Raw genomic sequence first — 22,651 nt, 5'->3', positions numbered from 1 at the left:
ATCATCGACCCGGCGAGCGTGCCGCGTCCCTCGGCCCGAAGCCGCCACAGGGCCGCGTAGGCCCGGACATCCGAGGGACGGCTGCGCGCCGGGGAATGGGTGCGCTGCCAACGAGCGTTCGCGGAGCGGACCGCGCGAACCGATTGGCCCCCCGTCGATCCCCTAAAGGCGAAGCGAGATTGTCCGCGACCGGCCACGCGAGTCATTGCCTGCTTCCGACGTCCTGGACATCTCGCGCGCGCCTCGGCGAGCTTGACGCGCTCGCTCGCGACGCCCGATCGTGGCCATACGCACGGATTCATCGAAGAACGACAGCCTTTCCTATATCCTCTTGCCTGCTTCTTGAGGCAAACGCGAGCCACCACCAGATACCCACGAAAGCAAGAGCCTATGACCGCAACACTTCGTCGTTCAAGGACGGTCCGTCCCAGCCTCGCCCAGCTTATTTCCGCGACGGTATTATCCCAAACCGGATGCACGATCCTCGACGAAAGACCAAAACCAACGTGCATGGATCCATCCCCCACGTGCGTGGCACTGTGTGCGCCAGAAGATACACAGCCTCAACTAAGCGGCTGCATCAGAACGACGCCGTTGCAGAACCAATTCGTGAACACGGTAAACGCGAAGTCATGTTATCAATGGCGCGAATTACTGCAGCCCGTCAGCGGCATCAATCTGGATATAACGCCTCAAAAGATTGGAATAACACCGGTTAAGAAAGAGCCCTGTTACTACTAGCTCATGCCACCCTGGAGACCCATTCCCGCCATACTAAATTGCCTGCGCACAGCGACTATTGTTGCCCCATTGAAATATTCGACACATGGGAACGTCACCCAAGCCGACAACATGGATTGGATCAGGTCTCATCGCGGTCGCCGCCTTGGCGGCGGCATATAATCTGGGAAGAACCTCAGCAGAGAGCGGCAGCCGTCATCAACGGCAACAGGGAGCCGCCGGCAAGAACGATCCCGATCTTCGGTCAACTCTGAGCGCCGCCCGGAAGAGGTTGGCCAGCTGCGAAGAGACCCTCCAGCGTCACGACCAGCATCTTCAGAAGAGAGAGGAAACGCTCCACACCAACGAAGACAACCCCACACCTTCACCCGTACCAGCGCTTCCGAAGCAATGCGTCATTGCATCGCAGGTGAAGGAACTGCAGATGCTGGGTGCGAACTGCAGGAGCCTCAGGAGACATTTTGATGCGTACAAGACAATACTGGGCAGCAACACGATCAATTGCGAGATCGTCTTGGATGTTCTATCCGTGGCTCACGCGCAGTCCTCCTACTGTGCCGCCATCACAAGAATCAACGAAGGCACCGCCTACCGAGATGCCATGAGCGACCCGCTCGCCATTGCCGCGACAGAAGACGCCTACGCGACCAGGAACGAATACGGCAACCCCGGCGACCTTAGAGCACTGGTGAAGAACCCAGAGTGCATAAGCCAATTACGGACCGAATGAATCCAACCCATTTCACGCCGCCGTTCATCTCGCGGGAGCCATCGCTCCGCTGGTCGGACAGGCCAGGGTCGCCATTCTCAGGCACGCACCAGGACTTTAGCTCGTAACGCTCGACACATGGGAACATCACCAAAGCCGACAACGTGGATTGGATTTGGGGCCATCGCGATCGCGGCGCTGGCGGCGGCATACAATCTAGGAAAAATCTCTGCAGAGAGCGACGAACAGCCGCAAGCACGCCAGGACGCCGCCAGCAAGAACGACCCCGATCTTCGGTCGACCCTGAGCGTCACCCGGAAGCGGTTGGCCATCTGTGAGAAGACCCTCCAGCGTCGCGATCACCGTCGTCAGAAAGGACAGGAACATCCCCCCACCAACGAAGACAAACGTACACCTTCGCCCAAGTCAGAGCTCCCGGAGCAATGCGTGATCCAATTACAAGCGAGCGAGCTAGCCATGCTGGACGTGGACTGCAGGGGCTTTCTGGCAGGGTTCGGCGCGTACAGGGAAATACTCGGCAGCAGCACGTTCGACTGCGAAACCGTGTTGAGCATTCGAGACCTGGCTCGAGACCAATACTCGGCCTGCTCCAATATCATAAAATACTTCGAGGATGCGCCGCAGCCAGACGTCACGAGCGATCGTCGCAGCATCGGGGCGATGGAAAATGCTTATATGTTCAAGAGCTACTACGGCGATGTCGACATCGATGAGCTAGTGAAGAACCCCGCGTGCATAGACCCAATGCAGGCCGAATGACGCGAGCGTGCTTCACGCCGCCGCTCAGCTCGTGGAAGCCTTCAGCCCGGCGTTTGCGCAGGCCACGGCAGGCACTCTTGCGCGCGCTGTCAGGGCTTGAAGTGTTCTCCCTCGCCGCTCTGGCATCAGCGCAAGAGCCACGGCCCCCAGAGAAATTCCATTGGGACGGCCTCCGTCTCAACGGCATCGTTCAGACGAAGCTCCCCCATCTTGCGAGACTCGGAGTCACTTACGGCGGCGGAACGGCTCCGGGGGCTGTCCATACCGTCATGGTGAGCTTCGGGCAGACCGGGAGTCCCACCCAGGAGCTCAACATCGGGTACTTCATCGGTGTTGGCGTGGGCAAGGAGAACATGTCGACGATAGAAGACAAGAAGCTGGGGATCCATGCTACGTACGAGGCCGGACCGTTCCGGGCGAGCGCGGCCACGAGCTTTCAACTCTACCAAGTGATCGGAGCCGTTCTTCCCATGTTCACCACGACCTTGAGGCCGCAGGGGACGCTCGTCCGGACCACGCACGTCGATCTGTTCCTCGGCGGAGACGTCTATTCCCGTAACCTGAACGTCCAGCTCGGCTTCACGTGCGGATTACGGTTCAGGGACATAAGAATCTTCGATCGGAGCATGGATGGACTCCTGTCGATCACGGAAATGAACGCTTGGACCAGCGTTCCACCGCATGGAACCCTCTGGATGGCCTACATCGAATCGCGCCTCGGGATCGTCGTCGATCTGGAGCCCGACGAGGGAGACAAGGAAGAACGGCGCGACCGGATCCGTGAGTACGGGCAGCTCTGATCGGCCGCGCCAGGGACGCCGCTCGCCTTGTCGCTCTCGCTCAGGCCGGTCGAAGCGCGGGGCTCAGGGCGCCTCTCCCTGCGCATTTCCTCTCGTGTCGTCCGCGATCACCTCCGGCTCCTCCTCCAGCGCCTCCTCGACGGCTTGCGCCGAGGCGGCCCGCGAGAGCAGGCGCGGCGTGACCGACTCGAAATCGTCGCCGTGGAAGTAATACCCCACCTTCCGGAGCGCCGGGTGCCGCCGCAGGAGCAGCGTCCACAGCCGATCTCTCGTGTCCTCGGCCGCGGTCTTCTCCTTCTTCTTGACCTCCACCCGGGCTCCTGCCGGGGTCAGGTTCTCGAGCAGCCACTCGCTCGTCCGCCGGAGCTTCTCGATCTCCTCTCTCGTGAACGGGTGGAGCCCCTTGAGCTCGGCCGCGTGCTCCGTGAACAGCGCCGCGAGCTCCATCCCGTCCCGCGCCATATCGTATTTCCCCGAGCCGGCCCGGATCTGCGCGACACGCTCCCTGTCGAGGAGGCCGCGCCGGGCGAAGAGCTCCGCCTGGGTGAGGAGATCTTCGCGCGGCCCACCGATCTCCTTCAGCGCCTTGTCGATCTCCTTCGGGCCCGCCGCCCGGGGCAGCGCCTCGCGCACGGCGAACAGGAGCGCCCGCGCGAGGTCCGGCAGCGAGAGGAGCTCGTCGACCGCGATCCTGGGCAGGTGCTCGCGCACGGCCTTCACCTGCTCCTTCGTGCCCAGCACCGCCGCGACACCGCGCTTCACGTTGATCAGCGCGAGGCGCGGATCGGCGCGGCACACCTGCACCTCCCCGGGCGGGAGCCCCGCCCCGATCGGCTGGTAGTGCCTGTACAGGGCCTGGTAGCTCCGGGCCCCCTCCTCTGCCCTGGCCTTCGCCGGGGACTTCTCCGGTTGAGTCTTGAGCTTCGCCATGATTTCCGACGCTACCAGGCTCAGCCAGGAGCCAGGAGGCCCTCCGGCGCCGGACCTCGAAGCAGAAAATCAGGCACTCCTGCCTGCGCGGGAGGTCGCGCGACCGCCGGAGGATTCAGTTTTGTATCCCAGGCCACGCCACACCCCTCCGCTAGCAGCCCATCGTGGATGCCAGCTCACACCAGAGGCCGGCAGATCAGCCTGATCCGCCTGATTTTTTGCTTCCGGTCGCGCTCCCGGAGCCACGTCTGCCTACTCTCCGGCCCCTGGATGCGGCACGGCGCTCTCCGGTGGGCTCAGCGGGAGCTCCACCACGAACGTCGCGCCCGCGCCCGGCTTGCTCTCCACCCGGATGGAGCCGCCGTGCGACGCCACGATCGCGCGTGCGACGTAGAGCCCGAGGCCGAGGCCGCCGAAGTTGCGCACCGACACCGCGCGCTCGAAGCGCTCGAAGATCCTGCCCTGATCGGCCTCCGCGATACCGATCCCCTCATCCCGGACGACGAGCAGCGCGCGATCGGCCTGCCGCCGCACGCCGATAAAGATGGGCCTGCCTGCGCCGTACTTCATCGCGTTCGACAGGAGGTTGACGACGACCTGCTCCAGGCGATCCGGATCCCAGTGCCCGACCACGGGCGCTCCCAGATCCAGCTGCGTCGGGCAGCGGGACGCCGCGAGCTGCTGGCGCATCCGGTCGACGACCTCACCCGCCAGCGCCGCCAGATCGACCGGCGCCCGCGCGAGCGAGAGCCGCCCGGCGTGCAGCCTCGTGACGTCGAGCAATTCGTCCACAAGTCGCCCGAGCCGCGACGTCTGGCGGCCGAGGATCTGGATCATCGCTTCGATCCGCGCCGGGGGGACGTCCGCGAGCGAGCGGCGGCGCAGCAGCCGCTCGATGCTCTGCGCCTGCATCTGCAGCGACGTCAGCGGGGTCTTGAGCTCGTGAGAGGCGACGACGAGGAACTCGTCCCGCCGCTGGATCGCCTCCTGAGCCTCGGTGTACAGGCGGGCATTGTCGAGCACGAGCGCCGCGCGGCGCCCCAGCTCCTCGGCCAGCCGCAGGTCGGCGGGGCCACAGCGGCGCTCGGCCGCGGTCGCCAGCAGGGTCATGACGCCGAAGTACCGGTCGCGCGCGAGCAGCGGAACCCGCAGGAACGCGTGGACGCCGAGCCGCTCCCAGAGCGGCCTGACCCGCGGGTCGAGCGACTGCACCTGCTGCACCAGCGGCGTGGCGCGGCCCTCTTCCCCCTCGGCTCCGGCCGGCGACGCTCCTGCCAGAGCGCGCAGCGCGTCCTTCAGCGCTTCCAGCTGCTCGCCGGGCACCGCCGCGACGGCCATCGGGCCCGGCGCCCTGTCCTCGGAGAGCACCTCGACGACGCACCGATCCGAGAGCTCGGGCACCGGGAGCTGCGCCACGCTCTCGAAGGTCGCGCTGTAACCCAGCGTCATCAGCTTGCGGCTCGCCTCGGCCAGGAACCGCTCGGCCTGCTCGGCCCGCTTGCGCTCGGTGATGTCGGTGGAGATGCCGCAGAGCACGCCGGGCATGACCCCCTCATCGAGTGGGAATTTGATCGACAGGAACGTGTGCAGCCCGTCCTCCAGCGGCACCGTCTCCTCCCACTCCATCGGCGCGCCGGTCTCGAGCACCTTCCGCTCGTGCTCGCGGACCGTCTCGGCGAAGGGAGCTGGGAAGAGGTCCGCATCGGTCCTCCCGAGGAGCTGCTCGCTGGGCACGCCCAGGAGGGCGCCTACCTGCCGGTTGGCGAGCAGGAATCGGCCCTCGTGATCCTTGACATAGACGCTCGCCGCCGAGTTGTCGACGATGGCCTGGAGCATCTTCTGATTGGCCTTGAGCGCCTGTTCTGCCCGCCGCCGCTCGGCGTTCTCCTGCTCCACCTCGGCATAGAGCATCGCGTTCTCCAGCGAGATCGCCGACTGCGAGGCGAGCAGCTCGACGACGCTGAGCCGCCCAGAGGTGAACGCCCCGGTGGCGAGGTTGTTTTCCAGGTAGAGCAGGCCGATGAGCCGGGCCTGGCGCACGATCGGGAGGCACAGCACCGATCTCGGGCGCTTGCGCCGGAAATACTCATCCTCCATGAAGGGGTGCCGGGCGGCGGCGTCGTCGAGCAGCACGCGCTCGTGGCTCCGGCGAACATAGTTGAGGACGGCCTCTGGCAGCGCGGCCGAAGGCGCCTCGCCCGCATCGAACAGCCGTACCGCGCCCCCCGGCGTCTCGATCGCCGCGATCCGCAGCTGCTCATCGCGGACCAGGAGGACACAGCCCTCCTCGGCGCCCGCGTGCTCGACCACGATGCGCAGCAGCGTCTCGAGCAGCCGCGAGAGCTTGAGCTCGCCAGAGATGCTCTGCGCGGCCTTCACCACCGAAAGGACGTCGAACTGCTCGGCCCGTACGGCGAAGGTGACGGTGGGGGCGATCGGCTTGCGCTCGACGAGGTGCGGGTAGCGCTGATCGAGCTGCTCCACCTTGGCGCGGGCGCCCCAGCGGAAATAGCCGGCGCGGGCGCTTCGCAGGTAGCTGTCGGCGGGCGTCGAGAGGCCGCGCGCGCGGTAGAACGCCGCGGCGAGCTCGCAGGCGATGGCCTCATGCTGGACGAAGCCGCCCTCGCGCGCCGCCGCGATGGCCTGCTCGTAGAGCCGGCTGGCCTCCGGCTCGCGCCCCAGGAGCCGGGCGATCTCGGCGCGGACCAGGGCGTGCTTGTGGAGGTAGTTGTCGGGGCCGCTCCGGGCCCACGCGCCGAGCTGCCGCTCGCACTCGAGGAGCTCCTCGGGGAGCACCCACTGCGGGGACGGCTGCGCGCCGTGCGCCTCGTCGCAGAGGGCCGCGAGCGCGAGCGCGCGGTAATAGAAGCTCTCGGCGATGAGCGCGTGCGGCACGACCCTGGGGGGGTGCTCGGCGATCGCGCGGGTCGCCGCCGCGAGCGCCTCTCGGGGTGAGCCGAGCACGAAGAGCGCCTGCGCCTCCAAGCCGTAATAGAAGTCGCGAGCGGCCTCCAGCTCCCCAGCCTCCTCCAGCCGCGCCTCGAAGGCCGGCGGATCCAGCTCGGACCCGTCCAGCATCGAGAAGCGGACCGGCCTCCCGCGCAACGTCTGGATCATGGCGTGGCCGCCGAGGAGGGCGTTGTGCGCGAACACGTAACCGACCCTGCGCACGAAACCGAGGCGCTCTTCGACCTCGTGGAGCACGTCCTCCAGCGGCTCGCCAGAGAGCAGCGCGAACAGCGCGGCCCAGATGCAGTTGGTGCACGCCATGTTCAGGTCACCGGACTCGACCGCGGCGCTGAAGCCGTCGCGCGTGTACGGATACGTCTCTCTGTAGTGGCGTGTCCAGAAGACGACGTGGTGTCCGAAGAGGACGACCACCGCCGATTTCGTGGTGAGGAGGCCGCTCCTGTCCGCCAGGTCGTGGCCGAGCCTTCCGAACAGATACCCCTCCTGGTATCGCCCGAACATCGAGCTGAGCATCATCGCGAAGGCGGCGTACGCGACAGCGGAGTGCTCGGTGTTGCCGTGGCGCAGGCTGAGCTCGACCATGCGCATGACGACGAGATTGCACAGGTGCGGGTCCACGAAGAACGCAGGGAGGGACACGCTCTGCAGCACGCCCATCGTGATCTTGATCTCCGGGTGCGTCATGGGGGGCAGATGGATCAGGTCCTCGATGGCCCGGTCGCCCAGGGCCTGCCAGACGCTCTCGATCTCCTTCTCAACCTGTGCGCCTGAGGGGTGGAGCGGCAGATCGACGTCGCACGCGCGGAGGCCCGAGCGCCCGATCTCCACCGCGCGGGCGTATTGCCCGCGGGTGACGCTCAGCGCGACGGCGAGCTCGACGACGGTGGCCGTCTCGTGCCGGGTCCTCGCGCGATCCATGAGCTCTTCCACGCGCCCCTCGGCTTCCTCGAAGCTGCCGGTGATGTACGCGATGTGCGCGCGCTCGAAGGTCAGGCCGTAGGTCAGCTCGTGGCGCGTCTCCCACGAGGCCGGCGCGAGCAGCGAGAGGCCAGCCGCGAAGAGCGCGGCGGCGGACTGGAAGGCCGCGGCGGCCTTGGCCTTCCTTCCGGCGCGGAGGTTCAGCGCGGCGACCTCGTCCCGCTCCGCCTGGGAACGGATGAGCGCGGCGCCGTGGTTGAGGTGGCCGACGACGTCGAAGAGCGCGTCGTCGCGCTCCTCCGCGCGTCGTGCCCTGAGGAGCAGCCGCCCGATCCAGAGGTGCATCTCGGCGAGCTGTCCCGCCGGGATGAGCGAGGTTGCGGCTTGCTGCACCCGGTCATGGAGGAATCGATAGGCGCCGTCCCGGCGGAGCAGCAGCCCCTCCCGCACCGCCTCCTCGAGCGCGTCGCGGAGCTCCGCCGCCGGACGGCCCGCGACGACCGCGAGCGTGTCGAGCTCCAGGCTGCTGCCGAGGCACGCGGCGAGCGTGAGCGCGTCCCGCGTCGGGCCCGAGAGCCGCTTCAGCTTGCCCGCCATCAGCTCGACGACGTTATCGGTGAAGCCCTTGTCCCGGATGGCGGCGATGTCCCAGCGCCACCTGCCCTCCTCCGCGTCGAAGGTGATGAGCCCCTCCTGGTGCAGCGCGATGAGGAACTGGAGCACGAAGAACGGGTTGCCGCCGGTCTTCTCGTAGACCAGCCGCGAGAGCGGCTCGGCCTGCTCTGCAGGTGTGTGCGGCGCGTGCGTCGCGTGGACCGCCTCGGCGACGAGCGCCCCGACGTGGGTGGCCGAGAGCGGCCCGAGGACGAGCTCGGAGACAGCGGCGCCGCGCTTCCGCACCTCGGTCAGCGTGAGCCGCAGCGGGTGCGCGGGGCCGACCTCGTTGTCGCGGTACGCGCCGAGCAGCAGGAGGTGCTCGGACCCGGCGTAGGTGGCGAGCTGCTCGAGCAACTGGAGGCTTCCTGCGTCGGCCCACTGCAGATCGTCGAGGAAGAGCGCAACGGGGTGGTCCTTCTGGGCGCATGCGGAAACGAAGCGCTGGAGCGTCGCGCGCAGCCGGCTCTGGGCCTCGGCGGGCGGCAGCTCGGGCACGGGCGGCTGTGGGCCGAGGAGCAGCGTGAGCTCGGGGAGCACGTCGGCGAGCAACCTGCCGCTCTCGCCGAGGGCCTCCCGGAAACGCTGTCTCCAGCGCTCGACCTGCTCCTCGCTCGCGCCGAGGATCTCCTGAAAGAGCGCCCGGAACGCCTGATGGAAAGCGCTGTAGGGGACGTCCCTCGCGGTTTGCTCGAACTTGCCGGACAGGAAGAAGCCGCGCTCCCTCACCACCGGCCGGTGCAGCTCGGCGACGAGCGACGATTTGCCGATACCCGAGTAGCCCGATACGAGCACGAGCTCTGGCCGGCCGCTCGCGACCACGCGCTCGAACACGGCGAGCAGCGCCTCCACCTCGCGCTCGCGCCCGTACAGCCGCTGCGGGACCTGGAACCGGTCGGAGAGATCGCGCCCCCCGAGCGCGAAGGGCGGAATGGCGCCGCTCGCCCGCCATCTGGCGAAGCACTCGTCCAGGTCGTGCCGCAGGCCCGCCGCGCTCTGATAACGCTCCTCGGCGGCCTTGGAGAGCAGCTTGAGCACGACCGCGGAGAGCTGCGGGGGAATCGAGGGGACGACCGCGTGCGGCGGCCGCGGCGCCTGGGCGATGTGGCAATAGACCCACGCGACGGGATCGCCGGCCTGGAACGGCAGAGTGCCCGTCAGCATCTCGTAGAAGACGACGCCCAGGGAGTAGAGATCGGTCCGCTGGTCGATCCAGCGGTTCATCCGGCCTGTCTGTTCCGGGGCCATGTAGGCCAGGGTCCCCTCGATGAGCCCGATGTGCTCGAGGTGCTGGAGCTCGCGGGGTATCCGGGACGCAATCCCCAGGTCGGTGATCTTCACCTCGCCGGTTGCGGGGTTGAGGAGCACGTTCTGAGGCTTGATGTCCTTGTGGACGACGTCGTGCCGATGCAGCCCGGCGAGCGCCTCGACAACGCGGATGGCAAGGGGGAAGAAGCGCTCGAGCGGCGTCGGCCCATCCTGGAGCCGATCGAGCGACACGCCGCCGAAATCCTCCAGGACCAGCGCCGGCTGCTCGCCGAGCATCGTGAGCGCACAGGGCCTGACGATGGCCGTGGTGTCGAGCGCCCGAGCGATCTCGTATTCGTGGCGAAGCCGCTCGGGGGCGCGAGGGCTCGCGTGATCGCGCCGGAGGACCTTGAGCACCACGGGATGGCCGTCGTCCTCGCGTACACCCCGGTAGAGAAGGGTGTCTGAGCCCTCATAGAGCGCCTCGATGATGGCGTAACGGGACGAAGACCCGTGATCGGACGAGACGGGATTGGTGCCCACTTGAGCCCTGACGCCGGTGATGCGCGACACATGCTGCCATGGTCGGCGCGGGTCGCCACCGCTTTGAGCGGGCGACGCGACGGCCCTCATCCGTCCTCCGCGAACTCCAGCGCGCCGCGCCCCGCACCGGGGCCGCCCTGTCGATGACATCGAGGCAGGACCTCTGCCCCGCATGCTGGATCGGGGAATGTCCGCTCGTCAGCGGCGCACCAGCGCCTCGCTCCCCGCCAGCGTGCCGCCCAGGGTCCCCCATCGCCCCGCGAGCTGTCGGCCCGCGATCGCATAGCTGACCACCCCGACCTGCTGGCTCGGCGACCAGCCCACGACGAGCTGATCGCCCGAGCGGATGCCTACCCCCTTCAGCGCGCCGGTGCTCAGCGCCCACGTGACGGCGTATGTCTCGCCCGTGGGCACGATGACGACCGTGCCCTTGCGAGCGCCGTCGACGATCCGGTAGCTGCCGACCAGCCCTTCAGGGCCCTCCAGCTCCTCGGCCATCACCTGGCCGGGCCGGTCCGTGGCGATCCACTGCCCGTGGAGGCGGCCGCCGTCGATGCGGTAGGCGGCCGCGCCGTAGGGCCCGCCGCTCGCCCATCCCACGGCGAGCGTCTGCCCCTGCACGAACGCGATCCCCTCGTAGCCCGCGCCCTTCGTGATGATCCAGGCGATGCGGTACGTGTCGCCGCTCCGGGAGAGGAGGACGTTGCCCGTGTAGCTGCCCTGCCCGCCCGGGTTGCGCGACGACACGATGTCGTACGTGCCGGCCAGATCGACGTCGCTGCTCGCCGCGGCGCTCGATGGCCTGGCCGGCGGCGTCGGCGCCCCACCCGTGGGCGCGTCGCCCCCGCCGTACACCGGCGCCGGCGGCGCGCCGTCGGCGCGGTCCGCCGCGCGGAGCCGCTGGAAGGCCAGGAAGCCGCCGAAGGCGAGCGCGGCGACGGCGACCAGCCCGCCGCCGGCGATCGCGAGCAGCAAGCCCCAGGGTGCCCTGCGCGGGGGCAACGTCGGCACCGGGACGAGCGTGCCGCCGGTCATGCCGCCGACGTCGGTGCGGGAGACCCCCGGCTGGGTCGGCGCGGTGATCGGCCCGGAATGGCCGGAATAGACCGGGGGGGTGGGCATGGAGGGCACGGCCTGCAGCGGCGCGGACCTGTGGGCGGCCGCGGCGAGCACGGGATCGAGCGCCGCCATGGCCTGCGCCGCGTCGGCGAAGCGAGCGCGGACGTCGCGGGCGAGGCACCGGGCGAACCAGGCGTCGAAGCCGGGGGGGATCAGGTGCGCGCAGCCGAGCTGCGCGGCGCGGGCGGACGGAGGATCCAGCGGGCCGAACAGCACCTCGCGCATGAGCGACATGACCGAGGCGCTCGGCCCACGGCTCGGCTCCATCCAGTAGACGCGCGCGGTGAGCAGGTAGAACGCGAGCAGCCCGAGCGCCCAGACGTCCGACGCCGGGGCGACCTGCGCGGCGAGCTCGGTCTGCTCGGGCGCCATCCAGAGCGGCGTCCCGACCGACGCGGTGACCGACGTCGTCGCCCGCGCCTCGGCCACGATCTTCGCGACACCGAAGTCGAGCACCTTCACCTTGAAGCGGACGTTCTGCTGCCGCGGCCGCGCGATGAAGAGGTTCTCGGGCTTGAGATCGCGGTGGACGACGCCCGCGCGGTGCGCCGCGCCGAGCGCGTGGCACAGCTGCCCCATCAGCTCACGCACCTCGTCGGGCGGCAGCGCGCCGCGCTGCGCCATCACGGCCGAAAGATCGGCCCCCTCGAGCAGCTCCATCGCCAGCCAGGGCGTCTGCGTCGCGGGATCGACCCCCGCGGCGACGACCTCGACGACGTGATCGCTCTCGATCCGCGCCCCTACCCTCGCCTCCTGCTCGAAGCGCTCGCGGAAGCGCGGGTCCTGCGCGAGCTGCGCGTGCATCAGCTTCACCGCGCGCGGCTTGCCCGTCGAGAGCTGCTCGGCGACGAACACGGCGCCCATGCCCCCCTGGCTCAGGGGGCGGACGACGCGGAAATCGCCCCCGAGGACGGTGCCGGGAGCGAGCGGTGCGGCTGTCGTGGGGTCGGCCATGGCGAACGGGAACCCTCCGGGCAACATCGCGTGACGTGTGACGCGCTCCGGTAGCGTACCCAAAGACGCGCGAACGAGGGGCTCCGCCTCGTCTTCGTGGTGCCATAGCGTGCGGAGCGGCGACGCGAGCCCCGGCTTGCTCCCCGGCTCCTCGTTCCCGCCGGCGAGCTCGGGGAAGACGGCGGACACCGACCTGAGCCTGCGCTCGCGGATCGCCTGGACGAGCTCGGGCTTGCTCAGCGGAACGCCGGGCACGTAGTCGCTCGCCGCGGGGTAGTCATCCACTTCGGTCCATTGAAGAGGGTGTTCAATGGCGGATGAGGAAGAATGCGCGATCTTTCCCGCTCACCCGATCATCGGGACAGCGGCGCCCACGACGAAATCCGCCCATGACATGTACAGGTAGTTAAGCGGCTTGTGATCGGCCAAGGAGTAAGGCAGGGGCAACCGCTGAAGTGACGGGACGCCGATCAGCTGTTCCTGAAGGAGGCCGAAGAGACCAAGAACAGCCGCCCCCGTACCCGTGCACACCGGGGTCACGGCCCCGCTGCGTGGCACCCACCCTCGATGGCTCGATGCGAACTCCTTGCCGAAATGCACGAACCTCCCCATCGTGAGCGGGGGCAGGCGCGGAATCACGTCCACACCATAGATGTGGCGGTAGAGTTTGTGGCCGAATTTTGGCTGGTACCTCTCGGCCGTGCGCTTGTCGCCGACCATCGGTTGCCCGTAGGTGTAAATGCCGCGCAGCTTTTCGCTGAGGGGCGACCGAAGCGTCGCCGCCATCAAGACGGCGAGCGCGCCGCCTAGGCTGTGACCGGTGATGTAGAGCGCTTCCAGCTTGTTCGGGGCGTTCTCCGGGGGCAGCGGCGGGAGATGACCCGCGACGCCCGGTTCCTCTTCTCTCTCGGTGCCCGGTCGGTTCATCTCGCCACGCCACGATGCCTCCGTCACACAATCCTGGAATTTGGCATTTTCCCGGACTGCGCCGGCGCAGATGGAATAGCCCTTCAAGGCGTATTTGAGCATGCGATAGATTGAGGGCATCATCACCGAAGCGATTTGAAGGAAGCCGCCATGGATACGCCCTGCGAAGGTCTCGACGAACGAGCTCGTCGTGTACATGACCGAGGCGATGCTAGCGTCCCCGAACCAATTGCTGATGTTCGTCATCCTCGTCCCCCGGATGGAGAGGACCGCCAGCCGCTTGTCCGCGGTCTGGATGAGGTAGGCGTTCGTATCTACGAACATCTCCGGGATAGCGTTGGCGATGCCGACGATCTCGGCCCCGCCGCCCAAGCCGGTTTCAACCATCGTCTCGGCGAACGTGTAGATGTCCGAGTATGCATACACCGACGCGACGGCGAGGAGGCCGGCGATGAGGTCGTCGTGCGCCCCCTCTGGCTTGTTCACCATGTAATCGATGTTTTCGCTGACCGGACGCGCGAAGGCGATGCTCGCGCTGGAACGCACATCTTTGCGGACACGAACCGCCTCGATCCTCATTCCCTGCTCCTAGAACCCAGCTCAAAAACCCGCAAGGCGGGTCCACCTGTTCCAATTCTTACTTTGTGGGATCAAAGTTGATTCCGGCCACACGCGGCTTTCCATGAATACCGAATTCAGGCAGAGGGGGCGCCATGGGTCATGACGCCTCCCTGGCTCAGGGGGCGGACGATGCGGAGATCGCCCCCGAGGACGGTGCCGGGGCCGAGCGGTGCGGCTGTCGTGGGGTCGACCATGACGAACGGGAACCCTCCAGGCAACGTCGCGTGACGCGCGACGCGCTCCGGTAGCGTACCCAAAGACGCGCTATCGCAGAGCCCCCGGCGGGGAAGGTGGCGCTCAGCCCACGCCGCCCTCGATCCGCACCAGGATCTGGTTCGTCGCGCTCAGGCGGACGGGATAGGTCTTGAGCCCCTCCCCGCCGCTCAGGGCCTCTCCCGTCTCCAGGTTGAACTTCTGGGCGTGCAGCGGGCAGATGAGCGTGCAGCCGCCGAGCAGCCCGTCGACCAGCGGGCCGCCGCGGTGCGGGCAGCTCGCCTGCGTGGCGAACACGCGGCCTTCGCGCGTCACGAACACCGCGATGCGCTGCGATCCGACCTCGAACGCGCGCCCCTCGCCCGGCGGGATCGCCGACAGGGGTCCAATCGTGATCTCCATGTCGCACCCCTCATTGCACGATCGGCAGCACCGATCGGAACTGGTTCGGCGTCGCCGGGGCGTACGCCTCTCTCCACGGATCGCGGTACGCCTCGACCGTCTTCCGCATCTCCTCGTCGAGGCGCGCCGCGATGCCCTCGCTGTCGTCCACGACCACGGCGCGGATCTTCTGGATGCCGACGCGCTCCACGAAGCCGTACGTCCGCTCCAGGTACCTGGCGTTCTCGCGGTAATACTGGATGAAGCGGCCCATGAGCCGGAGCACGTCCTCGTGCGCGTCGACCGTGCACAGCACGTCGCCCTTGCGCACGTGGGCGCCGGCCGCGCCGCCCACGTAGATCTCCCACTTGCCGCCCTCCACCGCGACGGCCCCGACGTCCTTCACCATCGCCTCGGAGCAGTTGCGCGGACAGCCCGCCGTCGCGAGCTTCAGCTTGGCCGGCGTGTCCATGCCCTGGAAGCGGTCCTCGATCTTCAAGGCGAGCGCGATGCTGTCGCCGAGCCCGTACCGGCAGAAATCGCTTCCCACGCAGCTCTTGCACGTGCGGTACGACTTTCCGTAAGCGAACCCCGAGGGCATGTCGAGGTCGCGCCACACGGCCGGCAGGTCCTCCTTCTTCACGCCGAGCAGGTCGATGCGCTGGCCCCCGGTGAGCTTCACGAGCGGCACGCGGTACTTGTCGACGACGTCCGCGATCCGCCGCAGCTGCGCGGCCGACGTGACGCCCCCCGCGATCTGCGGGATCACGCTGAAGGTGCCGTCCTTCTGGATGTTGGCGTGCACGCGGTCGTTGATGAAGCGGGCGTCGCGCTCGTCGTCGTATTCGTGGTGCCATAACGTGCGGAGCAGCGACGCGAGCCCCGGCTTGCTCCCCGGATCCTCGCTCCCGCCGGCGAGCTCGCGGAACACGGCGGACACCGACCGGAGCCCGCGCTCGCGGATCGCCTGGACCAGCTCGGGCTTGCTCAGCGGGACGCCAGGCACGTAGTAGCCGGCCGCGGGGTCCTGCTCCGCCGCGCCCCCGCACGCCCACGCCACGACCTCCGAGACGAGCTGCTTGCAGGCGCCGCAGCCCATGCCAGCCCGCGTCGCGTCCATGACGGTCCGGAGGGTCCGCTTGCCGGAGCGCACACACGCGACGAGGCCCTCCTTGGTGACGCCGTTGCAGTTGCAGACCTGCATCCCCTGCGGCATCTCCTCGATCGTCGCCTGCGGCGAGGGCGCGCCTATATCGAACAGCAGCGACAGCCGCTCTTCCGGGAGCGGCGTGCTCTTGTCGAACGCCTGCATCAGGTACGCGGCCTTGCTGACGTCGCCGAGGAGGATGCCGCCGAGCAGCCTGCCGTCCCGGATGATGAGCTTCTTGTACGTGCCCTTCTTCGGCTCGAGGAACTGCACGATCTCGTCGCGGTCGTCGCCGGGCTCGGTGATGCCCATCGAGGCGAGCTGGATGCCCATGACCTTCAGCTTCGTGGAGACCTTCGAGCCGGCGTAAAAGGCCTTCTCGTTGCGCTTCGTGATGTGGTCGGCCAGCACCTTGCCCTGCTCCCAGAGCGGCGCCACGAGCCCGTAGACCTGCCCCCGGTGCTGCGCGCACTCGCCGACGGCGTAGATCCTCGGGTCGTCGGGCGAGCGCATGTGGTTGTCCACCACGATCCCGCGCTCGACGGTCAGGCCGGCGCGCAGGGCGATCTCCACGTTCGGCCGGATGCCCGCGGAGATCACCACGAGATCGCAGGCGAGCGTCGCGTCGTCGGCGAAGCGGAGCCCCGTCACGCGGTCCTCTCCGAGCACCTCCTTCGTGCTCTTGTTGAGGTGCACCGTCACGCCGAGCTGCTCCAGCGTGGTCCTCAGGATGCCGCCCGCCGTGGCGTCGAGCTGCTGCCCCATCAGGTGACCGCTGATGTGGACGACGTGGACGTCGAGGCCGAAGTTCTGCAGCCCGCGCGCGGCCTCGAGCCCGAGGAGCCCGCCGCCGATGACCGCGGCGCTCCGCTTGCCCCGCGCGTACTGGGCGATCTTGTGGCAGTCGTCCAGGCTGCGGAACACGAACACACCGGGCTTCTCCCTGCCGCCCTCCAGCCGCACCCCCTGGATCGGCGGGATGTACGGAGAGCTGCCCGTCGCGATGATCAGGTTGTCATAGGGCGCCACGACCCCGTGATCGCCGGTCACCTGGCGCGAGTGCCGGTGGATGGCCCGCGCGCGCACGCCCGCGTGGAGCTGGACGCCGTTCTCCCGGTACCAGGCCAGGGGGTTCAGGAAGATCTCGCTCGGGTCCTGGGAGCCGTTCAGCACCTCCGAGAGCAGGATGCGGTTGTAATTGCCATAGGGCTCGTCGCCGAAGATGGTGATCTCGAACTGATCGGCGCCGCCCCGCGCGAGGATCTCCTCGACCGTGCGGACGCCGGCCATCCCGTTGCCTATCAACACGAGCTTTCGCTTCTTCTGCATGGCTCAGATCTCCGCCAGGCCGATGTCGATCGTCGCGAGCCCGCGCGCGCCTTCGGGCGCGCCCACGCACAGCTCGATCACGCTCTCCGGGTGGATGTCCTCCACGATCACGAGGGGCACGTGGATCGCCCCCTTGGCGCCGATCGGGAAATAGCGCATCGCGTGGCCGTCGCGCTTGAGGAGCAGGTAGATGAGCTCGGACGTGGAGTTGCCCGCGCGCAGGTAGATGAGCTGAGCGCGCTTGTCCCGCGGGACGGTGTACCCGACCGCAGGACGAAGGGGCACCGGCTGCTCCAGGCCCTGCCCCTCGAACGAGTAGACACCCTGTATGAACCTCGGTGTTTCCAATGTGGCCTCCCGGGCGGATCATCCGACCATCGGACGGGCGCGCGCGCCGCACGCCGCGCGCCGTCCACGGCGCTCTGGCGCCGTACGACGGTCATACAGCGCGGACAGTTTCGACGTGACGTTGCCCGGCGATGCGATCCCGTGTAGGTCGAGTTTCCAAGATGTTTCGGTCGTCGCCGCCCTCTTCACCCCGCCCAGCCGGCGCCCCGGAGCTCGTCGTGGTCGGGGCCGGCTCGGCGGGCGCCGTGATCGGTCCGCGGGCAGAGCTCGCGCGCCTCGGGGTCGCGCTCGTGTCCGACGTGCCCGCCGTGCGGGCGCGAAGACCATCTTCACGCTGATGATGCCGACGAGGAAGATGACACCTGAGCTCGAGCTGAAGCCTGCGTGTTCTCGTCTCGGCGTTCGGCGATCCGTTGGGCCTCGAATGATTCGCCAGCCTACCGGTGCGCGCCACGGTTGGGAACGAAACGATGGCGGCGAATTCGGCTCTCCGGTGGGGCACGAAACCGTGGCGGCTGTGAGCTAGATCCATGTCGAAAGAGGCCGGCAGATGTGGCCTTTGATTCTCCGCCGCGAGAACGAAATCGGCCGAATCTGGGCCGTGGTCAACTTTCGGGTCAAGTCTGACCGCGACGATCATGCATGAGCCACCCTGGTGCGTGGCACCCTGCCTCGAGATCGAGGTCGCACGTCAGTGCGAGACGGTCGAGGACGCGCTCGCTCACCTCAAGGAGGCTCGAGCTCTACGTCGAGGATGCCCCCGTCCCCAACGTGACAAAGCCTCCGATCATCGCCTCGGTCGATGACCGATGGACGACAACTCCGAGCTTGGTGAGATTCGGGTTGACCCGACCGGTGGGGAGCCGCATTATCCGAAGTAACTGGACGTTGCCCTTTGTGATGGCCGCAACGAGTAGCGGGCACCGCTGCCAGCGGTAGGCGTTAAAAGGAGCTTCGTCGTCCACCGACACTCCTCCTACGCGGCCGTCGACCAAGGCCCAATGAACACGGGGGGATCACATGCGCAAGTCACTGTTGCTCGTTGCGGTGTTGACCGTTTTCGCGGTCGGAGCCGTCGCCAATTCTGGCTACGCAAAGGCGACCAAATCGGTGCGGGGGCAAGGGAACGGGCAAGTTGTCTGTACCCCAGGAGGTCCTACCATTCCGTTATCGTTTATTACGTTCACGGCCACTTTCCAGAAGGGAACCGTGACGGGAACGATGCAAGTTAGCAGTTCTCTTGGCGTCAACAAAGTTGGAACTGTTGTCACGGGAAACGTAGGCAGCTCGACCTACACGATTCATGGGATCGAGACCTTCGCCATTTGCCCCGGTGGGACCGCGCCTCCTGCGGAGTTTACGATCAGTGGGGACTGTGGACAAGGCGTAGAGATCGACTTCGTTTCATCGAACGGAGAGAGCGGGTCTTTCGTCGGCAATGTCGCCTGCCAATAAGCAAATCTGTGAGAGATCGACGCTTCGCGCGTTCGACGGCGAGCGCGTTCGACTCGGCGGATAGAGCTAAGGTCCCGGGCCGCAAGTCGTGCTCGTCCTGCCGAAGCTCCGGAGGCCGCTCGCCGAACAGCGACTCGTACGTTGCGGCGAACTCATCGAACACTACCTTCGCGTGCCGCGTACTCTCCAGCCAGTAGCCAGGCTTGTGGTGCACGTACCGGTCAAAGAACCGTTTGCAGAAATCGATGTACTTCGTGAAGAGCACGAATTGATGCCACGCCTCGTCAACGCGCGGGGAGAACGTGGGGACCGTGCGTGGAACCATGGCGTCGACCACGAGGAAATAGCGCTTCATCTCGCGGAACAGCACGTTCGCCTCATGCACGCTGACACGGATACCCGCTGGAGTCGAGCGCCTCACCTTCCGTTCGGTTGTGCGCTCCCCGCAGGCTGTGAACCTCGCATCTCAGCGAGGTGTTTCCGGCTGCACGGCGGCGAGCGCGTCGTTCATCGGCACGTTGAAGACCATCGTCACGCCGATGATGCCGACGAGGAAGATGACACCTGAGCTCGAGCTGAAGCCTGCGTGTTCTCGTCTCGGCGTTCGGCGATCCGTTGGGCCTCGAATGATTCGCCAGCCTACCGGTGCGCGCCACGATTGGGAACGAAACGATGGCGGCGAATTCCGCTCTCCGGTGGGGCACGAAACCTTGGCGGCTGTGAGCTAGATCCATGGCGAAAGAGGCCGGCAGCTGCGGCCTTTGGTTCTCCGCCGCGAGAACGAAATCGGCCGAACCTGGGCCGTGGTCAGCTTTCGGATCAAGTCTGACCGCGGCGATCACGCATGAGCCGCCCTGGTGCGTGGCACGCTGCCTCGAGATCGAGGTCGCACGTCAGTGCGAGACGGTCGAGGACGCGCTCGCCGACCTCAAGGAGGCTCGATCTCTGCTTCGAGGGTGCCCCCGTCCCCAACGTGACAAAAATCTCCGATCATCGCCTCGGTCGATGACCGATGGACGACAACTTCGAACTTGGTGAGATTCGGGTTGACTCGACCGGTGGGGAGCCGCACTATCCGAAGTAACTGGACATTGCCCTTTGTGATGGCCGCAACGAGTAGCGGGCACCGCTGCCAGGGTAAGCGTTAGAAAGGAGCTTCGTCGTCCACCGACGCTCCTCCTACGCGGCCGTCGACCAAGGCCCAGTGAACACGGGGGGATCACATGCGCAAATCACGGTTGCTCGTTGCGGTGTTGACCGTTTTCGCGGTCGGAGCCGTCGCCAATTCTGGCTACGCAAAGGCGACCAAATCGGTGCGGGGGCAAGGGACAGGGACAGTTATGTGTACCTCAGGAGGTCCTACCCTTGCCGCAAGTATTACCTTCACGGGCACTTTCCAGAAGGGAAACGTGACGGGAACGATGCAAATGACCGGTACTACCGTCAACAAATCTGGAACTGTTGTCACGGGAAACGTAGGCAGCTCGACCTACACGCTTCATGGGATCGAGACCAACGCCTTTTGCGCCGGTGTGCGCAATGCGCCTGCGGAGTTTACGATCAGTGGGGACTGTGGACAAGGCGTAGAGATCGACTTCGTTTCATCGAACGGAGAGAGCGGGTCTTTCGTCGGCAATGTCGCCTGCCAATAAGCAAATCTGTGAGAGATCGACGCTTCGCGCGTTCGACGGCGAGCGCGATCGACTCGGCGGAAAGAGCTAAGGACCCGGGCCGCAGGTCGTGCTCGTCCTGCCAAAGCTCCGGAGGCCGCTCTTCGAACAGCGACTCGTACGTTGCGGCGAACTCATCGAACGCTACCTTCGCGTGCAGCGTGCTCTCCAGCCAGTAGCCCGGCTCGTGGTGCACGTACCGGTCAGAGAACCGTTTGCAAAAATCGATGTACTCGTTCGTGAAGAGCACGAATTGATGCCACGCCTCGTCAACGCGCGGGGAGAACGTGGGGACCGTGCGTGGAACCATGGCGTCGACCACGAGGAGATAGGGCATCATCTCGCCGAACAGCACGTTCGCCTCATGCGCGCTGACACGGATACCCGCCGGAGTCGAGCGTCTCACCTTCCGTTCGGTTGTGCGCTCCCCGCAGGCTGTGAACCTCGGTGTTTCCTATGCGGCCTCCCGGGCGGATCATTCGACCAACGGACGGGCGAGCGCGCCGTACGCCGCGCGCCGCGTGCGGCCCTCTGGCGCCGTACGACGGTCACCCAGCGAGGACAGTTTCGAGGGTTCGTTGCCCGGCGGCGCGATCCCGTGTAGGTCGAGTTTCCAAGGTGTTTCGATCGTCACCGTCCTCTTCGCCCCGCCCGGCCGGCGCCGCGGAGCTCGTCGTCGTCGGGGCCGGCTCGGCGGGCGCCGTGATCGCGGCGCGCGTCACGGAGCGCGCGGATCGCGAGGTCCTGCTGCTCGAGGCTGGCCCGGACTACCCGGACCCGGAAGGCCTGCCCGCCGATCTGCGGGACGGCACCCGCAACTCGTGGCTCGCGCACGACTGGGGCTATCGCCACCGGCCGACGCCCGGGCAGATCATGTTCCTCTTCCCGCGCGGCAAGGTGGTCGGCGGCTCGTCGGCCGTGAACACGTGCATCGCGGTCCGCGGCCAGCCGTACGACTACGACGAGTGGGCGGCGCTCGGCCTTCCCGAGTGGGGCTTCGACGCCTGCCTGCCCTATTTCAAGCGCCTCGAGGACGATCTCGACTTCGGCGAGCCGTGGCACGGCAAGGGCGGTCCGGTGCCGATCCGCCGCGCCCGGCGCGAGGAGCTCGTGCCGTGGCAGGCCGCGTTCGTCGACGGGTGCAGGGCGCTCGGCCACCCCGAGTGCGCGGACACCAACGATCCGCGCGCGCCCGGCGGCGTCGGGCCGCACGCGATGAACAAGATCGACGGACAGCGCATGAGCGCGGCGCGCTGCTACCTGACCGCCGAGGTGCGCCGGCGCGAGAACCTGCGGCTCCGGCCGCGCACGACGGTGCGGCGGGTGCTCGTGCGGAACCGCCGGGTCGAGGGGGTCGAGATCGAGACGGACGGGCGCGTCGAGGTCGTCGCGACGCGGAAGGTGGTGCTGAGCGCCGGCGCGATCGCGACGCCGGGGATCCTCCTGCGCAGCGGGATCGGGCCGCGGGCCGAGCTCGCGCGCCTCGGGGTCACGCTCGTGTCCGACGTGCCCGCCGTGGGGGCGCGGCTGCTCGACCATCCGGGGGCCGCCATCGGCCTGTGGCCGCGCCGCCGCGGCCTGATCGACGTCCTGCGCCAGCCGCTCGTCCAGACGATGCTCCGCTACACGTCGCGTGGCAGCTCGTACCCGAACGACATGATGCTCCAGCCGGGCTCGTTCTTCCCGCTGCACCCGCGCCTCACGATACCGGCGTTCGCGATCGCGTGCTGCATCGGCAAGCCGCGCGGCGTCGGCCGCATCGAGCACCTGAGCGCCGACCCGCACGCGCGGCCCCGCATCGTCTCGAATTTTCTCGTCGACCGCGACGACCTGTCGCGCGCGGTCGACGCGCTGGAGCTCGCGTACGAGATCGCCCGCACCGCGCCGATGCGCGAGCTCGGCTGGTTCGTCTGGCCGATGGAGCGCACGCTGAGGCGGCGCGAGGCGCTGGAGCGGTGGATCTACCGGAGCTGCGGCTCGGGCTACCACCCGTGCGGGACGGCCCCGATGGGGCCCGAGGGGGACGTCTCGGCGGCGGTCGATGGGCGCGGGCGGGTGCGCGGCGTCGAGGGCCTCGTCGTCGCGGACGCGAGCATCATGCCGACCATCCCGAGCGTGAACACGAACCTGACAGCGCTGATGATCGGCGAGCGGTTCGGCGAGTGGCTCCGCGACGGCGCGGTGTAGCAGCAAC

Annotated in this window: 14 protein-coding genes; 4 read left to right on the top strand and 10 right to left on the bottom strand. The window is 67.5% G+C overall.

The genetic code is table 11. The features are described from left to right. Positions 1 to 826: 826 nt before the first annotated feature. The 3 genes from WMF14_RS19895 (at position 827) to WMF14_RS19885 (ending at position 3,030) form a co-directional block, all read left to right on the top strand. The gene (locus tag WMF14_RS19895) at positions 827 to 1,471 is read left to right on the top strand and encodes a hypothetical protein (RefSeq protein WP_437803074.1); all 645 of its coding nucleotides are present in this window, start codon (positions 827 to 829) and stop codon (positions 1,469 to 1,471) included. A 117-nt stretch (positions 1,472 to 1,588) separates the two neighbouring features. Next, the gene (locus WMF14_RS19890) at positions 1,589 to 2,230 is read left to right on the top strand and encodes a hypothetical protein (protein WP_437803072.1); all 642 of its coding nucleotides are present in this window, start codon (positions 1,589 to 1,591) and stop codon (positions 2,228 to 2,230) included. Between the two features lie 269 nt (positions 2,231 to 2,499). Beyond that, complete coding sequence (locus WMF14_RS19885) at positions 2,500 to 3,030, top strand: hypothetical protein (RefSeq protein ID WP_437803070.1); 531 nt, start codon at positions 2,500 to 2,502, stop codon at positions 3,028 to 3,030. A 63-nt stretch (positions 3,031 to 3,093) separates the two neighbouring features. Here the strand turns inward: WMF14_RS19885 and WMF14_RS19880 are convergent, their stop codons facing one another. From WMF14_RS19880 to WMF14_RS19835, 10 genes are all read right to left on the bottom strand, one after another. Then, positions 3,094 to 3,960 (bottom strand): hypothetical protein, encoded by an 867-nt coding sequence (locus WMF14_RS19880; RefSeq protein ID WP_437803068.1) that lies wholly within the window; start codon positions 3,958 to 3,960, stop codon positions 3,094 to 3,096. Between the two features lie 252 nt (positions 3,961 to 4,212). Further along, positions 4,213 to 10,293: an AAA family ATPase gene (locus WMF14_RS19875; RefSeq protein WP_437803067.1), complete on the bottom strand. Its 6,081-nt coding sequence runs from the start codon at positions 10,291 to 10,293 to the stop codon at positions 4,213 to 4,215. A 198-nt stretch (positions 10,294 to 10,491) separates the two neighbouring features. Further along, complete coding sequence (locus tag WMF14_RS19870; protein WP_437803066.1) at positions 10,492 to 12,651, bottom strand: serine/threonine protein kinase; 2,160 nt, start codon at positions 12,649 to 12,651, stop codon at positions 10,492 to 10,494. Positions 12,652 to 12,711: 60 nt separating this feature from the next. Beyond that, positions 12,712 to 13,872, bottom strand: a complete 1,161-nt coding sequence (locus tag WMF14_RS19865) for a lipase family protein (RefSeq protein ID WP_437803064.1) — start codon at positions 13,870 to 13,872, stop codon at positions 12,712 to 12,714. Positions 13,873 to 14,211: 339 nt separating this feature from the next. After that, a complete protein-coding gene (locus tag WMF14_RS19860) occupies positions 14,212 to 14,529 on the bottom strand; it encodes a Rieske (2Fe-2S) protein (protein ID WP_437803062.1) in 318 nt (105 codons plus the stop codon). A gap of 10 nt (positions 14,530 to 14,539) precedes the next feature. Beyond that, on the bottom strand, positions 14,540 to 16,984 hold the full coding sequence (gene nirB / locus WMF14_RS19855; protein ID WP_437803059.1) for a nitrite reductase large subunit NirB: 2,445 nt from the start codon (positions 16,982 to 16,984) through the stop codon (positions 14,540 to 14,542). A gap of 3 nt (positions 16,985 to 16,987) precedes the next feature. Further along, positions 16,988 to 17,332 (bottom strand): molybdopterin oxidoreductase, encoded by a 345-nt coding sequence (locus WMF14_RS19850; RefSeq protein ID WP_437803057.1) that lies wholly within the window; start codon positions 17,330 to 17,332, stop codon positions 16,988 to 16,990. Between the two features lie 1,363 nt (positions 17,333 to 18,695). Further along, positions 18,696 to 19,157 carry a hypothetical protein gene (locus WMF14_RS19845; RefSeq protein ID WP_437803055.1) on the bottom strand — a complete coding sequence of 154 codons (462 nt, stop codon included), beginning with the start codon at positions 19,155 to 19,157 and terminating at the stop codon, positions 18,696 to 18,698. A gap of 96 nt (positions 19,158 to 19,253) precedes the next feature. Continuing rightward, positions 19,254 to 19,346 (bottom strand): hypothetical protein, encoded by a 93-nt coding sequence (locus WMF14_RS19840; protein ID WP_437804248.1) that lies wholly within the window; start codon positions 19,344 to 19,346, stop codon positions 19,254 to 19,256. Positions 19,347 to 20,347: 1,001 nt separating this feature from the next. Then, positions 20,348 to 20,812, bottom strand: coding sequence for a hypothetical protein (locus WMF14_RS19835; RefSeq protein ID WP_437803053.1), 465 nt, complete (start codon positions 20,810 to 20,812; stop codon positions 20,348 to 20,350). A gap of 263 nt (positions 20,813 to 21,075) precedes the next feature. Between WMF14_RS19835 and WMF14_RS19830 the strand changes: the two genes are divergently transcribed. Beyond that, positions 21,076 to 22,644: a GMC family oxidoreductase gene (locus WMF14_RS19830; RefSeq protein WP_437803051.1), complete on the top strand. Its 1,569-nt coding sequence runs from the start codon at positions 21,076 to 21,078 to the stop codon at positions 22,642 to 22,644. The last annotated feature ends 7 nt before the right edge of the window (positions 22,645 to 22,651 follow it).

Source organism: Sorangium sp. So ce693, from assembly GCF_051521375.1.
Taxonomy (GTDB): Bacteria; Myxococcota_A; Polyangia; order Polyangiales; family Polyangiaceae; genus Sorangium; species Sorangium atrum.
This window is presented reverse-complemented; position numbering and strand designations above follow the sequence as displayed.

Coding starts and splice junctions, on each gene's coding strand:
- WMF14_RS19885 (WP_437803070.1), top strand. CDS start 2,500: ATGGTGAGCTTCGGGCAGACCGGGAGTCCCACCCAGGAGCTCAACATC.
- WMF14_RS19865 (WP_437803064.1), bottom strand. CDS start 13,872: ATGAGGATCGAGGCGGTTCGTGTCCGCAAAGATGTGCGTTCCAGCGCG.
- WMF14_RS19880 (WP_437803068.1), bottom strand. CDS start 3,960: ATGGCGAAGCTCAAGACTCAACCGGAGAAGTCCCCGGCGAAGGCCAGG.
- nirB (WP_437803059.1), bottom strand. CDS start 16,984: ATGCAGAAGAAGCGAAAGCTCGTGTTGATAGGCAACGGGATGGCCGGC.
- WMF14_RS19890 (WP_437803072.1), top strand. CDS start 1,589: ATGGGAACATCACCAAAGCCGACAACGTGGATTGGATTTGGGGCCATC.
- WMF14_RS19895 (WP_437803074.1), top strand. CDS start 827: ATGGGAACGTCACCCAAGCCGACAACATGGATTGGATCAGGTCTCATC.
- WMF14_RS19860 (WP_437803062.1), bottom strand. CDS start 14,529: ATGGAGATCACGATTGGACCCCTGTCGGCGATCCCGCCGGGCGAGGGG.